Source organism: Salmonella sp. JXY0409-18 (assembly GCF_020268625.1).
Taxonomy (GTDB): domain Bacteria; phylum Pseudomonadota; class Gammaproteobacteria; order Enterobacterales; family Enterobacteriaceae; genus Salmonella; species Salmonella enterica.
In genome coordinates this window covers 1,755,629-1,773,569 of record NZ_CP084216.1, presented here as the reverse complement: position 1 = coordinate 1,773,569, position 17,941 = coordinate 1,755,629, and the positions used below count along the sequence as shown (strand labels likewise).

16 protein-coding genes, 2 pseudogenes and 1 other annotated feature are annotated in these 17,941 nt (G+C 51.4%); of the genes and pseudogenes, 5 read left to right on the top strand and 13 right to left on the bottom strand.

The annotated features are described in order from the left end of the window. Window positions 1-88 precede the first annotated feature (88 nt). Complete coding sequence (gene pduX / locus LDB27_RS08285) at window positions 89-955, top strand: L-threonine kinase PduX (RefSeq protein ID WP_001518728.1); 867 nt, start codon at window positions 89-91, stop codon at window positions 953-955. A 33-nt stretch (window positions 956-988) separates the two neighbouring features. Here pduX and LDB27_RS08280 read toward each other — a convergent pair whose 3' ends face one another. The 8 genes and pseudogenes from LDB27_RS08280 to LDB27_RS08245 all read right to left on the bottom strand — a co-directional run. Continuing rightward, on the bottom strand, window positions 989-1,324 hold the full coding sequence (locus tag LDB27_RS08280) for a DUF496 family protein (RefSeq protein WP_000450405.1): 336 nt from the start codon (window positions 1,322-1,324) through the stop codon (window positions 989-991). 244 nt (window positions 1,325-1,568) lie between these two features. After that, on the bottom strand, window positions 1,569-2,627 hold the full coding sequence (locus tag LDB27_RS08275) for an FUSC family protein (protein WP_023217287.1): 1,059 nt from the start codon (window positions 2,625-2,627) through the stop codon (window positions 1,569-1,571). A 118-nt stretch (window positions 2,628-2,745) separates the two neighbouring features. Further along, window positions 2,746-3,213, bottom strand: coding sequence for a DNA gyrase inhibitor SbmC (gene sbmC / locus LDB27_RS08270; RefSeq protein ID WP_000384326.1), 468 nt, complete (start codon window positions 3,211-3,213; stop codon window positions 2,746-2,748). Between the two features lie 150 nt (window positions 3,214-3,363). Then, window positions 3,364-4,536 carry a serine-type D-Ala-D-Ala carboxypeptidase DacD gene (gene dacD, locus LDB27_RS08265; protein WP_000925038.1) on the bottom strand — a complete coding sequence of 391 codons (1,173 nt, stop codon included), beginning with the start codon at window positions 4,534-4,536 and terminating at the stop codon, window positions 3,364-3,366. 123 nt (window positions 4,537-4,659) lie between these two features. After that, window positions 4,660-5,424, bottom strand: coding sequence for a thiosulfate reductase cytochrome B subunit (gene phsC, locus LDB27_RS08260; RefSeq protein WP_001092558.1), 765 nt, complete (start codon window positions 5,422-5,424; stop codon window positions 4,660-4,662). Further along, window positions 5,421-5,999, bottom strand: coding sequence for a thiosulfate reductase electron transport protein PhsB (gene phsB / locus LDB27_RS08255; RefSeq protein ID WP_001016236.1), 579 nt, complete (start codon window positions 5,997-5,999; stop codon window positions 5,421-5,423). Before phsB ends, phsC begins: the two co-directional genes overlap by 4 nt. A gap of 14 nt (window positions 6,000-6,013) precedes the next feature. Further along, complete coding sequence (phsA, locus tag LDB27_RS08250; RefSeq protein WP_023231083.1) at window positions 6,014-8,290, bottom strand: thiosulfate reductase PhsA; 2,277 nt, start codon at window positions 8,288-8,290, stop codon at window positions 6,014-6,016. Between the two features lie 259 nt (window positions 8,291-8,549). After that, window positions 8,550-8,643: pseudogene (locus LDB27_RS08245) on the bottom strand (heavy metal-binding domain-containing protein); the annotation flags it as partial. Window positions 8,644-8,910: 267 nt separating this feature from the next. Here LDB27_RS08245 and sopA point away from each other — a divergent pair. Further along, the gene (gene sopA, locus LDB27_RS08240; RefSeq protein WP_000704007.1) at window positions 8,911-11,259 is read left to right on the top strand and encodes an SPI-1 type III secretion system effector HECT-type E3 ubiquitin transferase SopA; all 2,349 of its coding nucleotides are present in this window, start codon (window positions 8,911-8,913) and stop codon (window positions 11,257-11,259) included. Between the two features lie 129 nt (window positions 11,260-11,388). Here sopA and LDB27_RS08235 read toward each other — a convergent pair. After that, a pseudogene (locus LDB27_RS08235) lies at window positions 11,389-11,466 on the bottom strand (hypothetical protein); the annotation flags it as partial. Window positions 11,467-11,601: 135 nt separating this feature from the next. On the opposite strand from LDB27_RS08235, the gene sbcB reads away from it, so the two are divergent. Continuing rightward, window positions 11,602-13,032: an exodeoxyribonuclease I gene (sbcB, locus tag LDB27_RS08230; RefSeq protein WP_000216702.1), complete on the top strand. Its 1,431-nt coding sequence runs from the start codon at window positions 11,602-11,604 to the stop codon at window positions 13,030-13,032. 135 nt (window positions 13,033-13,167) lie between these two features. On the opposite strand, the gene plaP is transcribed toward sbcB, so the two are convergent. The 4 genes from plaP to LDB27_RS08210 form a co-directional block, all read right to left on the bottom strand. Then, window positions 13,168-14,526, bottom strand: coding sequence for a putrescine/proton symporter PlaP (plaP, locus tag LDB27_RS08225; RefSeq protein ID WP_001519005.1), 1,359 nt, complete (start codon window positions 14,524-14,526; stop codon window positions 13,168-13,170). Next, a complete protein-coding gene (gene yoeI, locus LDB27_RS08220) occupies window positions 14,516-14,578 on the bottom strand; it encodes a membrane protein YoeI (RefSeq protein ID WP_096335044.1) in 63 nt (20 codons plus the stop codon). Before yoeI ends, plaP begins: the two co-directional genes overlap by 11 nt. Window positions 14,579-14,811: 233 nt before the next feature. Continuing rightward, the gene (locus tag LDB27_RS08215; protein ID WP_023257657.1) at window positions 14,812-15,726 is read right to left on the bottom strand and encodes a LysR family transcriptional regulator; all 915 of its coding nucleotides are present in this window, start codon (window positions 15,724-15,726) and stop codon (window positions 14,812-14,814) included. Between the two features lie 45 nt (window positions 15,727-15,771). Then, window positions 15,772-16,596 carry an SDR family oxidoreductase gene (locus LDB27_RS08210; protein WP_000754712.1) on the bottom strand — a complete coding sequence of 275 codons (825 nt, stop codon included), beginning with the start codon at window positions 16,594-16,596 and terminating at the stop codon, window positions 15,772-15,774. A 162-nt stretch (window positions 16,597-16,758) separates the two neighbouring features. Between LDB27_RS08210 and hisL the strand changes: the two genes are divergently transcribed. Together hisL and hisG are read left to right on the top strand one after the other, a co-directional pair. Continuing rightward, entirely contained in the window at window positions 16,759-16,809 is a 51-nt protein-coding gene (gene hisL / locus LDB27_RS08205) for a his operon leader peptide (RefSeq protein WP_001364200.1), read from the top strand. Continuing rightward, window positions 16,785-16,908, top strand: a sequence feature (His leader region). Its footprint overlaps the gene before it by 25 nt. Window positions 16,909-16,954: 46 nt before the next feature. Further along, window positions 16,955-17,854, top strand: a complete 900-nt coding sequence (gene hisG, locus LDB27_RS08200) for an ATP phosphoribosyltransferase (RefSeq protein WP_023257656.1) — start codon at window positions 16,955-16,957, stop codon at window positions 17,852-17,854. The last annotated feature ends 87 nt before the right edge of the window (window positions 17,855-17,941 follow it).

Below are 17,941 nucleotides of genomic sequence, written 5' to 3'. Positions count from 1 at the left end.
TTATACGACGCATTGCGGCAAGTCATGGTAATAACGCTTTTACCATGACACTATGCGCGCACACTATTTGTACCTGAAAGGTGATAACGTGGCTGTTGCGCAATGCCCCGCCTCATGCGGGGAACTTATCCAGGGATGGATTCTGGGCAGTGAGAAACTGGTCTCCTGCCCTGTTGACTGGTACAGCACCGTAGCAGTCACGGCTGCGCCGCCGCTGGTAAACGAGCGTCCATTGTCGCGGGCGATGGTGGAGCGCGTTCTGGCGCACTGGCAGTATCCTGCGCACTGGAGTAACGAGATTCGCGTCGATGTGCGTTCGTCAATTCCCGTTGCCAAAGGCATGGCCAGCAGCACCGCAGATATCGCCGCTACGGCGGTGGCAACGGCGCATCATCTTGGCCATTCGCTGGATGAAACCACCCTTGCACAGCTTTGCGTCTCAATCGAACCCACTGATAGCACCGTTTTTCATCAGTTAACGCTGTTTGATCATAATAATGCGGCCACGCAAATCGCCTGCGAGCCACCGCCGCCAATCGATTTGCTGGTACTGGAAAGCCCGGTCACACTGCGCACGCAAGATTACCACCGTCTCCCTCGCCAGCAGAAATTAATAGCAAGTTCAGCAACCTTGCAGCAGGCCTGGAATCTGGTGCAGGAAGCCTGTATAACGCAAAATCCGCTCCGACTGGGTGAGGCGGCTACGCTTAGCGCTATCGCCAGCCAGACGCTGTTACCTAAGCCGGGCTTTACCGCCCTGCTGTCGCTAGTCGAAGAGTGTGATTTATACGGATTGAACGTGGCGCATAGCGGTAGCGTGGTGGGTCTGATGCTGGACCGGAAACGTCATGATATTGCGCGTCTGAAAGGTAAGCTGGCAGAGAAAAAACTTACCCGACACTGGCCAAAACAACATTTACTCAAGATGGTCACAGGCGGGGTCAAACTGCAGTGAGAGCCTGATATACGCTCCCACTGCCGTAGCGCATTATTCGGCTTTTACATCGGCGTGTTTCATTTCGCCCATCGCTTTCAGCTTTTTGGAAATGTCGCGACGCTCTTTGGAGATTTCGGCATTTTTAATGATGTAGTCATCAACACGATCTTCATAGTCGCTTTTCATACTGGCGATGATACCCTGAATCGCCTCAACGCTCATACCTGGCTTGATGTAGTCGCTCAGGTTGTCCAGCAGCAGCACACGCTTCTGGTTGTCACGGATCTTCTTCTCAATGTCCTGAATTTCACGTTGCAGTTTATTTTTGCGACGGAACAGACGAACAAACTCCAGCACGTCCTGGAAAGAAGGCTTGGTTGTTTCCATTTTTACACCCCTGATAATGTGAGATTCGGATTCGTTAAGCAACTGCTAGTGGATAAACATTACGTTTATCCCCGTCATACTTCAAGCCGCCAGAGGAAACACCGTTACGTCGCCGTCTGGGGAAACCTGAAGGTTCGGAGATAAAATCGTTGTCAGTAGCACTCATTTTATCCTTATATTAGTATCATACTCTTAATCTTTGCTGAATCGAAGCAGCAACAAATTCATTCACCCCATCTGCTTTTTATTTGCGCAAAGCCCGGCAGATCAAATGCGAAAGCAGTTCCAACTGTCGGGCCGTTTCCATACTTAGCCAAACATAGCCGTGGATGGGGGTTTCAGCCACCGCGTCGCCCTGCTGCTCGTTCATTAGCTGCCGCAACTCGGCAGCAATATCATTCAGTTTACCGGTGTTTGCCAGTACCGGCTGCGGGTTGCCTTCAAACAACGCGTGGGCGATCGTTAACAAGGTTTGCTGCGTCATCTGCTGGGTTTCACGCAATGTGTGCGCGTTAAGCATCACAAAATGGCTGGCGCGCGTCGCCCAGTGGGCGTTGATTTGTAATTCAAGCATACAAACCAGATTGCGGTTGATGGTCTGAATGGCCTCGAAAATAGATTTTTGTATCCGGGTTTCTTTACTGGCGGGCGTTATCAGCCCGCGCATTTTGACGACATCGTTCAGCAACCGTTGCAAATGTTTATCCAACCGGGGGCGCTCCAGCAAATTCGGCGACAGCGCTGCCTGATACACCCGATTATACGCCGTGACGCAATGCGCCAGTCGGATGCGCCAGTGCAAAAAGGCGCGCTGGGGCCAGATGCCGGTAAACAACATTGCCAGTAGCGACCCCAAAATCACATCCCCGCCACGCCATAATGCCGTATTCATATCACCAGCGGGAGCGCCGACAACAACGGCGAGCGTTATGCCTATCAGTAGCGCCTGATACGGTTTTTTCCCTAATGCCAGCCAGCCGCACAAAAACATCGCTATCGCACACCACACCAGCATCAGCGGTAAGGAAAAGAGCTCCAGGCGTAGCGCCACCAGCCCTAACGCCGCGCCCAGGATCGTACCGCCTATGCGCTCAAAAGCACGAGGCACTACATTTCCCCAGAATGAGATGGGCCCCATAATCACCACTAACGTGATTAGCGGCCATGTGCCCTCGGGAATAGAAAACAGACGAACCAGCAGAAAGGTAAGAATGAACGCCAGGGCGATACGTATGCCATGCACGATGCGATAATGACGGTACAACCGTATTTCAAAAGGGCTTAATGACTTATCGGCACGCACGCTTGCGCTCCTTACGGGAATGGCAAAAAATGCATTGTACCTGCTTTATAGCAAAAATAGCGCACTGGCGGACGGAACACATTATCCGTCCGCTCTTTTCAGCCAGGAAACCAGTCGATCACTTCCGCTGTACCGGAATATACATTTCAATATCCCAGTATCCATCTTCCATACCGTTATTCAGATAGGTTTCAAAACAGGGCGCAGAGGCTATCTGATAAGCGCTATCCTGCTCCAGAACGTCAAAAAACCGTTCCCACGGCTTCGCAAAGTCACGGTCTTCCACTCGCGCGACAGCAGTGGCATATTCGCCGCCTTCAATGGCGGTCACGATTACGCCTTCACTATTGTCCGGCAGGATGAAATTCTCTGCCACGGACACCACGGTATCGCAGCGGAGTTTTTCTGCAGGTACGACATCTGGATTGTCGTAATAGACGGCAATCCATTCAACTGGCACGATCCGCTGTCGATCCACCCACGTCATCAGTTGTTCAAAACCCTGCTTCACGGTGTGTTCCCATGGACCGACCATGTGGAAACCGGCTATCTTGCGTTTTTGTTCCTGCCTGATTTCGTAATCCATGCTGCCTCCGTCACTTTATTATACTGTATGAATGTACAGTATAATTACAGCCTTTTACGGTCACAAGGACTGCGTGATCATTTTGTGAGCAACCTCGCAATCCCGCCCTTTTGACACCTCAGATGACGGTGAACGGTATGTGACAACGGCTTACGCTTTATGCTGAAAATAGTCGCTCAGACGAGAGAACATACCGCCTTTACCCACCGATTCCAGAGTGACCAGCGGCCACTGAGCGATCAGTTTATCCCGATCGTAGAGCTCTATTTCACCTACCTGTTGATGAGCGGCGATTGGCGCCTCCAGCTCTTTTCTATCCAGCACATATTTTGCTTTGATATGCGGAATTTCCGCTTTAGGCAGCGCCATCCAGAAATCCTGTTCCGTACCCAGCGCAATCTTTTCTTTGTCTCCATACCAGATTCGCTCGCTGCCCACTTTTTTACCGCTGTGCAAAATCTGCACCGTCGCAAAGTTTTGCAGGCCCCACTGCAACAGTTTTCGCGCCTGTTCTTCACGGCCTTTCGAACTTTTCGCTCCCATCACAACAGCGATAAGTCGACGCTGCCCGTCCACCGCCGATGCGATAAGATTAAATCCCGCCCCCGATGTGTGTCCGGTTTTAAGCCCATCAATATGCATGGTCTTATCCCATAACAAGCCGTTGCGGTTCTGCTGCGTGATGCCGTTCCAGGTCAGGCTTTTCTCGCTGTACATGTGATAAAATTCAGGTTCGCCGTGAATAATCGCCCGGGAGAGTACAGCCAGGTCATACGCGGAGCTATGTTGTCCCGGCGCATCCAGACCGTGGACGGTTTCAAAATGGGTATCCTGTAAATTGAGTTTTTTCACATAGCTGTTCATCATCGCCACAAACTGCGGCTGCCCGCCCGCGATATAATCCGCCAGCGCCACACAGGCATCGTTACCGGAATCCACAATTAAGCCACGGCTTAAATCGCGTACCGACACGCGATCCCCTTCTTTTAAAAACATCAACGAGGAGCCGACAAACACCGGATTATCCTTCGCCCAGGCGTCGCGCCCAACGGTGACGATATCGTCAGGGCTGATACGATGACTATCGATGGCGCGATCGACGACGTAGCCCGTCATTAGCTTGGTAAGGCTGGCGGGATTACGTTGCTGGTGTTCATTACCGGCGGTAAGAACCTGTCCCGTAGTGTAATCCATCAACACCCAGGCGCCTGCATCAATGGCTGGCGGTTGGGGAGCAAAACTTACGGCATCGGCCGCAAGCGCAGGAGAAAGGTGCATTGCGAATAAAGAAGCGGCAATAAACAAACGGCGTTTCAACAGCATGTCCTCAGGATGGTCTCTATTTGCCGTTCTTTTTACGGAAGTTCAGTTAAACAAACATGGATAAATTGCAAGAAAATGTGACACAAGGCACATTTTCTTGCTGACTTTATTTTATGGATACGCTCAGACGGCGGACTTATCCCCGCGCGGCGCGGTACGATGACGATGATAGCCGTCAACCATGCTACGGAAAATTTGTCCCGGCGTGTCGCCAAGAGTACACAGATAGAGATGCGCGCAAATAAACAGTAAGCCGATGATAGCAAGCGCCATATGCAGCACCAGCATCACAGGGCCCAGACCCGCAACCTGCGGATAGAGACACAGCAAACCGGTGATGATTAACAGCGGTACCAGCGCGTACATAATTGCCAGATATGCCAGTTGTTGCAGTGGATTGAACTTACTCTGCTCTGTTGCCGCGAACGGATGCGCTTCCCCTTTCATGATGCCAAAAAGGTAAAAACGCGTCTGGCGTATGCAGCGCGTCACCAGTCCGGAAAAATTTACCCGATAGTGACGCCCGTTACCTGTGGTGAGGTTGATCAGCACAAACCCGACCCAGAAAGCCAGTAAGGCAAAACCACACCAGGTATGCACTTGTACCATTAGCGCTACAGGGCCGAGAGAAAAATGACCAAATAAACCGCTTAACAGTAATAAAACAAACAGTAACGCATTTCCCCAATGCCAACGGCGAATCGCCAGCGAGTAGAGATAGTCACGATGCTCTTCGCCGCCCGCCGTTTTTGGCGCCAGCATCCGGCGCAATAACGCATGGATAACCAGCCCAACAAGCATGAGCAGCACCACGACGCCTGCGTAAATTAACCACAGCGGCCAATAATCTGGCGCATAATGTAGTTCCGCTCCCCAGATAGTATTCATGCTTTACCCTCCTGATGGACTTCTTTACGACGGTACAGACTGACCGCGCCGCTACGCGCCTCCTGCTGGCGATAGACCTCTTTCTGACCGACCCAGCGCTGGATCTCGCTCTCATCCAGTCTGCCGAATTTCAGCGCGTCCGTTGGGCAAACGGATACGCACGCCGGAGACTGGCCAGCCGCCAACCGCGTGTCGGCACAGAAGTTACACTTGTCGGCGACGCCGGTTTGCGGATTCAAATAGCGCACATGGAAAGGACACGCGGCAACACAATAATCGCAGCCAATACAGCGCGATTTATCCACCTGCACGATCCCGTTTTCATCACGATATGACGCTCCGGTAGGACAAACGCTGACACATGGCGCATTTTCACAGTGCTGACAGGAGACGCGGACAAATTGAAAATGGGTTAGTGCGTTGGATGCCTGTTCAGGGGCGCGAATTTGTACCTGTACGCGGCTAAATCCCTCCGGTACGTCATTAAGCACTTTGCAGGCAACGGTACACGCCTGGCAGCCGATACAACGTTTTTCATCATGCAGCATGACGTACTGATTCGTTAAATGATTCATGGTTCCCTCCTCCCTCATGCCCGGCTCAGCGTCACGCCTGCGGTATGCACTACCGTACCGGATACCGGACTCGTCACGTGCGGCAGTAAATTTCCGCAGTGGATACCGTGTGTCGTCGCCGCCGTTTTGGCCCCAGCTTTAGCGCCAAATCCCATATAGACAAAAAGCGTGTCCGGGCGGATTCCGGGCGTCACCAGCGCCTTACCTTTCTCTTTACCCGTAGCATTTTCCAGCCAGATCTCATCGCCGGTCTTAATGCCTTTTTCTTGCGCCGTTTGCGGATGGACCCAGACCGCGTTATCCCACATTAGCTCGCTGAGTAAAGGTACGTACTGCGTCGCGCCATTGGTATGCACGGCCACTTTGCCCTGAATGAAGTAAAGCTCATTCTCTTTTTTAAGCGCAAAGTCACGAACGCGCGGAACGCCGTAGCCTGGGAGCAATTCCTCCAGGGTTGCGGAATAAAGTTCGATTTTGCCGGAGGGCGATTTGAAGCGAAGCTGTTCGCCATAGGTGTTGTCGCTGTCCGTCGCGATAGCGCCGGGGTAACGCGCCGTAAACTGGCGAACGGATTCTGGTTCGCGTAATAGCAGCGGAACGCCCCATTCGAGATACCCTTTCTGTCGCAGTTCCTTCGCTAAGGCATGGTCGCCGTTCAACTGATAGAGTTGGCGCGTCTGCATATCCTGCCACGGATAGTACTGCCCTAATCCCAACTGCTCGCCAAGTTCTTTCCAGATTTGCCAACTCGGACGCGCCTCGCCAATCGGCTCTACGACCTGTTGGCGCAGAGCGTAAGCCGGGTGCAGTCCCGACATATCCGATACCTCTTCGTCCCGTTCGAGATAAGTGCATTCCGGCAGCAGATAGTCGGCATACGCCGCGCTCTCGCTCAAATAGACATCGCAGCTAACCACCAGATCCAGTTGCTCAACGGTTTTTACCAGGTCCGAACGACAGGTGACGGTCTGGAAAGGATTATGCCGCGACATAATCCACGCCTTTACCGGGTAAGGCTTCTGGGTTAACACCGCGTCAATAATGCTTTGCACCACGCCGCCGCCAGCGGCGATATATTTAAACTGCGGTGCGACCAAATCGATTCGTTGCGCCGTCGGTTTCGGCATATTTTTAATGTTGAGTTTCGCCAGCGTTGGCGCGACCTTTTCTCCGGCCAGTTTGTTGTAAACCGACGCGTTTTTTTTCTGATATAGCCCGCCTTCACGCTCAATATTACCGAGCAGTACATTAAGCGTAAAAATCATACGCCGCATATCGATCTCTTCCTGCGAGAACGTCGCGCGATGACCAGGACTGACAATAGCGTGAGGCGCGCAGGCGGCCAGTTCGCGTGTCACCCGGACAATAACGTCGGCCGGGACATCGGCCTGCGCGGCGGCCCATTCCGGCGTCGTCTCTTTTACCGCCTGTGCTAACTGTTCAAATCCGCTGGTATAACGCTCAACAAAAGACGCATCGTAGAGTTGTTCATCAATCATGACGTGGCACATCGCCAGCAGAACCGCTAAATCCCCCCCGGGACGAATAGCGTGCCACTCATCCGCCTTGCTGGAAAATATCGACAAACGCGGATCGAAGCTCACCATTTTGGCCCCCTTCTCCTGCGCGGTCATTAACTCATGGGTATCGGCAACTTCAATCCCTTCATACAAATTGTGGCCAAACGAAACCAGATAGCGCGTGTTAGCGATATCCATCGCCAGATCGCCGCCCATCATCACTTTTGCCGCAATGGCTTTCCCGGCAGGGCATGTTGAGGCGTGAGTAAAGGTATTAGGCGAACCAAAGGCCGTAGCCAGATGGAAAAGATGGCTGGAGAGCGAGCCCGATTTGGAAGAGAAAGCCACGGTCTCGGGGCCATGCTGCGCTTTGATGGCATTCATTTTCGCCGCGATTTCCTGGTAAGCCTGTTGCCAGCTAATCACCTGCCATTCACCGTCGCCGCGTGGCCCGGTGCGTTTCATAGGTTTTACAATCCGTTGCGGGTCATTGACCAGGCTGACGCCGCTCCCGCCCCTGGCGCATATGCGCGTCCCCTGCTGCGGCGCAGAAGGATTGCCCTGGATAAAAACGGTCTTGTTATTGACTACCTGCGCCTGAATAGGGCAACGAAAGGAACACATTTCGCACAAGCTTGGCGTTAGCGTGGTTTTACCGTTAATGCCGGCAATCGGGTTGCGCGCCAGCGCCCCGGGCGGAAAAGCGCCCAGCGCGCAGGCAGAGCAGCCGATGCCTACCCCCTGCAAAAAAGAACGACGACTAATGCTCATATAACCTCCTGTTATTAGATATAGCTGAAGATTATATTTAATTTGTATTATGAAATGTCGGCTTCAATCACAATTTGAAATAGTTGTTAAAATGAACACGCCGACACGATAAAACCTTTTGTTTTGTAAAAATTTTATATTTTCTGAACACGCACATGGACTGTCATTGAATAATCAGCAGAATTATCAAACAACCCACTGTTAATTATAAAAATGATACAACTCCAATAACACGTAATAATATTTTAAAAAAAACGATTAGTTCCTGAAAAGCGATTTCGCGCGGCTTTTCGCAGTTCTTTCTCATACGCGCCGGACCGTCCGCCGACGATATCCCGAATGCCGGCGAAAAAACGCTGATTGAGCATCAAAGCGGGTTTACTTTTGCGCACTTATAGGCTTCGTTACCCGACCCGCTCTCTTATGCATGGATTTTTCCGCAGATACGTCAGCATCCCACAATACGGTGACATGATGGCAGGATGGACACTTTCTGAAAGAAACCTGCCAGATAACATGGTGAATTGTGATCTCCATCGCCATACCGACATATGAAACTTACTTCTAAGGCGTTAAAAATCCAGACCGTTTTTCCATAATGATGTTGATAAGGAATTCTAATGAAAATATCATCAGGCACAATTAATTTTTCTACTATTCCTAACCAGGTTAAAAAATTAATTACCTCTATTCGTGAACATACGAAAAACGGGCTCGCCTCAAAAATAACCAGTGTTAAAAACACGCATACATCTTTAAATGAAAAATTTAAAACAGGAAAGGACTCACCGATTGAGTTCACGTTACCACAAAAAATAAAAGACTTCTTTCAGCCGAAAGATAAAAACACCTTAAACAAAACATTGATTACTGTTAAAAATATTAAAGATACAAATAATACAGGTAAGAAAAATATTTCAGAAGAAGATGCCTCAAAAATGACTGCAGCATTCATGCGTAAGCATATAGCAAATCAATCACGTGATTATAATTACAGAGTGACAGGTGCGGCCCCGCTCCCCGGTGGAGTCTCTGTATCAGCCAATAACAGGCCAACGGTTTCTGAAGGTAGAACACCACCAGTATCCCCCTCCCTCTCACTTCAGGCTACGTCTTCCCCGTCATCACCTGCCGACTGGGCTAAGAAACTCACGGATGCAGTTTTACGACAGCAAGCCGGAGAACCCCTTACGACCGCAGATCGCGATTTTTCAAACGCAGATTTCCGTAATATTAAATTCAGCAAAATATTGCCCCCCAACTTCATGAAGCGAGACGGCGATATTATCAAGGGGTTCAACTTTTCAAATTCAAAATTTACTTATTCTGATATATCTCATTTACATTTTGACGAATGCCGATTCACTTATTCGACACTGAATGATGTAGTCTGCAGTAATACGAAATTTAGTAATTCAGACATGAATGAAGTGTCTTTACTGTATTCAATTACTACACAACAACAGCCCTCTTTTATTAATACAACCTTAAAAAATACGCTTATACCTCACAAAGCCAACCTCTCCGACGTTATTTTAAATGAACCGGATAATTCATCACCTCCGTCAGTGTCAGGGGGCGGAAATTTTATTCGTCTAGGTGATATCTGGCTGCAAATGCCACTCCTTTGGACTGAGAACGCTGTGGATGGATTTTTAAATCATGAACATAATAATGGTAAAAGTATTCTGATGACCATTAACAACCTGCCCGATAAATACAGACAGGAAAAAGTCCGGGCAATGGAAGATCTGGTAAAGTCATTTCGGAGTGGCCGCTTAACAGAGGCACGTATCCGGCCAGTTGAAAGCTCGCTGGTGAGCGTACTGGCCCACCCCCCCTATACGCAAAGTGCGCTTATCAGCGAGTGGATCAGGCCTGTTCAGGAACGTTTTTTTGCCCACCAGTGCCAGACCTATAATGACGTTCCCCTGCCGGCTCCTGACACATATTATCAGCAGCGCATACTGCCTGTGTTGCTGGATTCGTTTGACAGGAACAGCGCCGCCATGACCACTCACAGCGGACTCTTTAATCAGGTGATTTTACACTGTATGACAGGCGTGGACTGCACTGATGGCATCCGCCAGAAAGCTGCAGCGCTTTATGAACAGTATCTTGCTCACCCGGCGGTGTCTCCCCACATCCATAATGGGCTCTTCGGCAATTATGACGGCAGCCCGGACTGGACAACCCGCGCTGCAGATAATTTCCTGCTGCTTTCCTCCCAGGATTCAGACACGGCGATGATGCTCTCCACTGACACGCTGTTAACAATGCTAAACCCTACTCCTGACACTGCATGGGACAACTTTTACCTGCTGCGAGCCGGAGAGAACGTTTCCACCGCGCAAATCTCTCCGGTAGAGTTATTCCGTCATGACTTTCCGGTGTTTCTCGCCGCATTTAATCAGCAGGCCGTGCAGCGACGCTTTGGGGAACTGATTGATATCATCCTCAGCACTGAAGAGCACGGGGAGCTGAACCAGCAGTTTATTGCCGCCACGAACCAGAAACATTCCACCGTGAAGTTGATTGATGATGCCTCAGTGTCGCGTCTGAACACCATTTTTGACCCCCTGCTTCCTGAAGGCAAACTCAGCCCGGCACACTACCAGCACATCCTCAGTGCTTATCACCTGACTGACGCCACCCCACAGAAGCAGGCGGAAACCCTGTTCTGTCTCAGTACCGCATTCGCACGCTATTCCTCCAGCGCCATTTTCGGCACTGAGCATGACTCTCCGCCGGCCCTGAGAGGCTATGCGGAGGCGCTGATGCAGAAAGCCTGGGAGCTGTCTCCGGCGATCTTCCCGTCCAGCGAACAGTTTACCGACTGGTCCGACCGTTTTCACGGCCTCCATGGCGCCTTTACCTGTACCAGCGTTGTGGCGGATAGTATGCAACGTCATGCCAGAAAATATTTCCCGAGTGTTCTGTCATCCATCCTGCCACTGGCCTGGGCGTAGTCCAGCCTTAACCCGTATGGAATTAAGGGACACAGCGTTGTGTCCCTCTGTAAATAGACCCGTTTTAGTCCATGCATTTTTTGAGATCCCGGCCAGATTGACCCTGGCCTAAATTCCATACAGTACTAAATCGGAATCAGTAATTTCAGATGAACCGGAATATGGTTTACCATAGAGGGAGCGTAGCTTAGTGTCGCTGATGGTCATTTTAGTATTTTGTACTCACCATCGCATGTACGAACATTAGCAACAATATCAATTGGTGTACAAATACAATCAATCAACGACAAAATAAAAGAATAAAATATTTCATATACATATAACATCAGGCGTGTACATCAAGTGACAGTTAAAAACGACAGCATACAGAGCACATTCCTCTTCCACGATTACGAAACCTTCGGTACGCATCCGGCCCTCGACAGACCTGCGCAATTCGCCGCGCTCCGTACGGATAACGACTTCAACGTTATTGGCGAGCCGGAGGTGTTTTATTGCAAACCCGCCGATGATTATCTACCGCAGCCCGGCGCAGTGCTGATTACCGGCATCACGCCGCAGGAAGCGCGTGAGAAAGGAGAAAACGAAGCCGCTTTCGCCAGACGCATTCATGCGCTGTTTACCGTTCCTAAAACCTGCGTTGTGGGTTACAACAATGTGCGTTTTGATGATGAAGTCACGCGCAATATTTTTTATCGCAACTTTTACGATCCCTATGCCTGGAGCTGGCAGCATGATAATTCACGTTGGGATCTATTGGATGTCATGCGCGCCTGTTATGCGCTGCGCCCGGAGGGAATTAACTGGCCGGAAAACGACGACGGCCTGCCCAGCTTTCGTCTGGAACATTTAACCCAGGCGAACGGGATCGAACACAGCAACGCGCATGATGCGATGGCGGATGTCTACGCCACTATTGCGATGGCGCAACTGGTGAAAACACGCCAGCCGCGGCTGTTTGATTATCTTTATAGCCACCGCAGTAAACATAAACTGGCGGCGCTGATTGACGTTCCGCAAATGAAGCCGCTGGTGCATGTCTCCGGCATGTTTGGCGCGTGGCGCGGTAATACAAGCTGGGTCGCGCCGCTGGCGTGGCATCCTGAAAACCGTAACGCGGTGATCATGGTCGATTTAGCAGGCGATATTTCTCCTCTTCTTGAGCTGGACAGCGACACCCTTCGCGAGCGGCTTTATACGGCCAAAGCCGATCTTGGCGATCACGTCGCAGTGCCGGTAAAGCTGGTGCATATCAATAAATGTCCGGTACTGGCGCAGGCGAATACCTTGCGCCCGGAGGATGCCGACCGGCTGGGAATTAACCGCCAGCACTGCCTGGATAACCTGAAAGTGTTGCGTGAAAACCCGCAGGTCCGCGACAAAGTGGTGGCGATTTTTGCCGAAGCCGAACCTTTTGCCGCCTCGGATAACGTTGATGCCCAGCTCTATGATGGTTTTTTCAGCGATGCCGATCGCGCAGCCATGAAAATCGTACTCGAAACCGAGCCGCGTAACCTGCCCGCGCTGGATATTACCTTTGTCGATAAGCGCATTGAGAAGCTGCTGTTTAATTACCGCGCACGCAATTTTCCCGGTACGCTGGATGACGCAGAGCAGCAGCGCTGGCTGGAGCATCGCCGTCAGGTGCTGACGCCGGAGTTTTTACAACAGTATGCCAACGAATTGCAGATGCTTTCTCAGCAGTATGCGGAAGATAAAACGAAGCTGGGGTTGCTGAAATCACTGTGGCAGTACGCAACTGAGATTGTGTAATTGACCAATGCCTGACGGGCATTGTTAATTCAGAGCGGATAAAGAGTGACGCCGCCATCCGGTAAACATGCTGGATGACAAACAAAAAACCGGAGGCACTGCCTCCGGTTTTACTATTACCAATAATACGCGCGATTACGCGACGTCTTCGTACTGTGGAACCGGGTTGCGGAAGCTTTTAGTTACGCACGCCAGATAAATCAGCCCGATACCCGCCCAGATCAGGCCCAGTACCATTGAGCTCTCTTCCAGGTTAACCCACAACGCACCAACCGTGAGCGCACCGCACATAGGCAGGAACAGATACTGGAAGTGATCTTTCAACGTTTTATTACGCTTCTCACGGATCCAGAACTGCGAAATCACCGACAGGTTAACGAAGGTAAACGCGACCAGCGCACCAAAGTTAATCAGCGCCGTCGCCATCACCAGGTCAAAATTAATCGCCAGCAGCGCGATCGCCCCGACCAGGATGATGTTCATCGCTGGCGTACGCCATTTCGGATGAACGTAACCGAAGAAGCTTTTCGGGAATACGCCGTCACGCCCCATTACGTACATCAGGCGCGCTACGCCTGCATGCGCCGCCATACCGGAAGCCAGCACGGTGATAGTAGAGAAGATCAGCGCACCAACCTGGAAGGTTTTACCCGCCACGTACAGCATGATTTCCGGCTGAGACGCATCCGGATCTTTAAAGCGAGAGATATCCGGGAAGTACAATTGCAGGAAATAGGTTGCAAAGATGAAGATCAGGCCGCCAATCAGCGCGGTCAGGAAAATCGCACGCGGGATCACGCGTTCAGCATCTTTGGTCTCTTCCGACAGGTTACTGATGCCGTCAAAGCCGGTAAAGGAGAAGCACAGGATCGTCGCTCCCGTAATCATCGGGATAACGTGCGCATCGCCGGACCAGAACGGACGGGTGCTCGCCAGCGTACCGGCGCCTTCGCCTTCAAATACGCCATAAACCACCATGCCCAGAATGACCGCAATCAGCACTACCTGTAGCACCACAATCACGGTGTTGAAGTTAGCGACTGATTTGAGGCTGCGCAGGTTAAAGGCCGTCATAAAGGCCACCAGCGCCACGACAAACACCCATGATGGAATGGAGGGCACCAGCGCTTCAAAATAAATTTTCGCCAACAGAATGTTGATCATCGGCGCGAACAGATAATCGAGCAGAGAAGACCAACCCACCATAAAGCCAACGGTCGGGCTGATGGATTTCTGGGCATAGGTGTACGCCGAACCCGCGGAAGGATAGCGACGCACCAGTTTCCCGTAGCTCAACGCCGTAAACAGAATCGCGATTAACGCGAATGCATACGCCGTCGGTACGTGACCGTCAGTGAGGCCTGAAACGATACCAAATGTATCGAACAGCGTCATCGGCTGCATATAGGCAAGACCCATCATTACAACCGGAACTAACGTAAGCGTTTTACGTAATTCCACGCGAGAGGTGTTTGGAGTAACGTTATGCGACATGGTCATTCTCCTTTACGGCGAATGCCGTCGCGTAAGCAAAAAATTGCCCCATTTTCTGGATTCCTCAGCGACAACAACTGTCGATTTTTAAGTAAGTATCTATCCGGTACGAAGCCCGGCCTCTTGGTATTGAATGATGTGTTTGAAGCAAAAAAATAACCGACGCGTATTAAAACGTCGGTTAGTGTCATTTTTTGCAAGCGGCGTATTCTGCCCTAAATTGAAGTGAAATGACAAGAGAATGCGAGCGCGTTCAAAAAATTATTTTTCATAAACGATTGATTTTTAAACCGGCGATTTTGCATACACCCCAGCAATAGCATTATTTGCTAAAATTTCATCCCGCCACCAGCCGCTGGCCAGCCCGGCGGTCTGTTCATTCCAGCCAACCCACACCGGTTCATAGACGGTTTGCGCCACCACTTTCTTCTCTATAAGCGCGCCGCTTTCCAAAAATCGCTGCGCCAGATAACGCGGTAAATAGCCGCATCCCAGGCCGCTAATTTGCAGCTCCAGCTTGGTTTTAAAATCAAACACGGTAATCGCTTCCTGAGCGTCGAGCAGTTCAGACCCTATTGATCGCGAGGAATGGACGCTATCGCCAACCACAATCGCGCGAAAACGTTTGATCGTCTGGCGGCTAAGCGGTTCCTCTTCATGAACCAGCGGATGATGCGGAGCGACAGCAAACACCAGTTCAAGATCGCCCAGTCTTGCAAAGCCAAAGCCGGTGTCAGGCGGCGGCGCGCGCATGGCGCCAACGATGATATCCGCCCTTCCCTGCGTCAGCGTCTCCCATGAACCGCCGAGAACGCCATTAACAAATTTAAGGCGCGTCACGCTGTGGCGTTGATAAAAAGCGTCGATAAGCGGGGCCAGAAGAGAAAAGGGAAAGGTATCATCCACACCGATGACCAGTTCGTTCTCCCAGCCTTCATGCAGTTTAATCGCCTGCTTTTCCAGCTCGCGAACGGTGTGCAGCACTTCACGGCCTTTTTCCAGTAGCATCTTACCGGTTCGCGTAAATCGCGCGCGATGCCCGCTACGGTCGAGCAGTTGGATATTAAGATCGTTTTCCAGCTTATGAACGGTATAACTGAGGGCGGACGGCGTTTTAAATAATTTTGCCGACGCCGCCGCGAAGCTGCCTTCTTTTTCTAACGCATCAAGAATAACCAGAACGTCCAGCAGTGGTTTCATACTCGTCCCCTTGCGCTATATGGCGACCACCTGCTGGACAGCGACTCACTCCATCGGCATCACCAGCGGATCGGGATATTGATATTCAAATCCCAGCTCATTACAAATCCGGCTACCGTCGATAATCTTCCCTTTGCCGTTGTCCGGTGCGTCACGAAAATGCGGCGGCGCCATTCCCAGCAAGCGCGTCATTTGCGGATAAAACACGTTGCGGGCTGGATGCGCCGGCGCACATATATTATAGATGTGCCCTCCTTTTGGCGCCTGTAGCAAGAGGGTAATTGCGCCAACCACGTCTTCAAGATGCACCAGATTGACCCCGTGTTGACCATCCGGCGCGGTTTTTCCAGCAAAGAAACGTCCGGGGTGGCGTCCAGGCCCGACCAACCCCGCCAGCCGCAGAATATCCACTGACGTGCCCGGCAGATTATGCAGCCAATCTTCCAGTTCCTTCAGGGTACGCCCGCTGGCCGTGACCGGATTACGCGGCGTATTCTCTTTCACCACGCCTTGCGCATCGCCGTAAACAGACGTCGAACTGGTAAAAATAATACGCGGGATACGATAAGCCAGCGCGCTGTCGACCAGTTCCTGCATCGCCTGCAGATAAAAATCCTCTCCCGGACCGCTACGGCGCGCGGGCAGTGTTATCACCAGCGCATCGACATCCAGCAGAGCGTCAAGATCGTCCGCCTCACAGACCAGCTCCGGCTCCAGACGCAGCGGATAGCTTTCAATTCCACTCATACGGGCCGCTTCCACCCCGTCAAGGGTGGTTTTGCTGCCGGTAACCTGCCAGCCTCTCGCTGCCAGCGACATTGCCAGCGGCATGCCTAACCAACCTAAACCGACAATTGCGACCTTTTTCATCCATTTTCTCCTGACTTTAACGCCTTATACATAAGGCTACGCCAGCCCGCCGTGACTGACAATTCATACTATAAATGCGAAATGAAAAAAGCGCTTGCTTTAAGGCGTAAAAGTGGTTTAGGTTAAAAGGTATCAAATGAATAAGCATTCATCGGAATTTTTATGACACGCGTTCAATTTAAACACCACCATCATCACCATCATCCTGACTAGTCTTTCAGGCGATGTGTGCTGGAAGACATTCAGATCTTCCAGTGGTGCATGAACGCATGAGAAAGCCCCCGGAAGATCATCTTCCGGGGGCTTTTTTTTGGCGCGCGATACAGACCGGTTCAGACAGGATAAAGAGGAACGCAGAATGTTAGACAACACCCGCTTACGCATAGCTATTCAGAAATCAGGCCGTTTAAGCGATGATTCACGAGAATTGCTGGCCCGCTGCGGCATAAAAATTAATTTACACACTCAGCGCCTGATTGCGATGGCGGAAAACATGCCGATTGATATCCTGCGCGTGCGTGATGATGACATTCCGGGTCTGGTGATGGATGGCGTGGTCGATCTCGGCATTATCGGCGAGAACGTGCTGGAAGAAGAGCTACTCAACCGCCGCGCGCAGGGCGAAGATCCGCGCTATTTTACCCTGCGCCGTCTTGACTTCGGCGGCTGCCGTTTATCGCTGGCAACGCCGGTTGACGAAGCCTGGGACGGCCCGGCCGCGCTGGACGGTAAACGTATCGCTACCTCTTATCCGCACCTCCTCAAACGCTACCTCGACCAGAAAGGCGTCTCTTTTAAATCGTGTCTGTTAAATGGTTCTGTCGAAGTCGCGCCGCGCGCGGGGCTGGCCGACGCTATCTGCGATTTGGTCTCTACTGGCGCGACGCTTGAAGCTAACGGCCTGCGTGAAGTCGAAGTTATCTACCGCTCTAAAGCCTGTCTGATTCAGCGCGACGGTGAGATGGCACAGGGCAAGCAAGAGCTGATCGATAAATTGCTGACCCGTATTCAGGGCGTGATTCAGGCGCGCGAATCGAAATACATCATGATGCACGCGCCAAGTGAACGCCTGGAAGAGGTTATCGCCCTGCTGCCAGGCGCTGAAAGGCCGACAATTCTGCCGCTGGCGGGCGAGCAACAGCGCGTGGCGATGCACATGGTCAGCAGCGAAACGTTGTTCTGGGAAACCATGGAGAAACTGAAAGCGCTTGGCGCCAGCTCGATTCTGGTACTGCCGATCGAGAAGATGATGGAGTGATCTGACGCCTGATAGCGCTGCGCTTATCAGGCCTACGTAATGCGTTGATATTTTGGGTTCAGTAGGCCGGATAAGGCGGAACCCTGT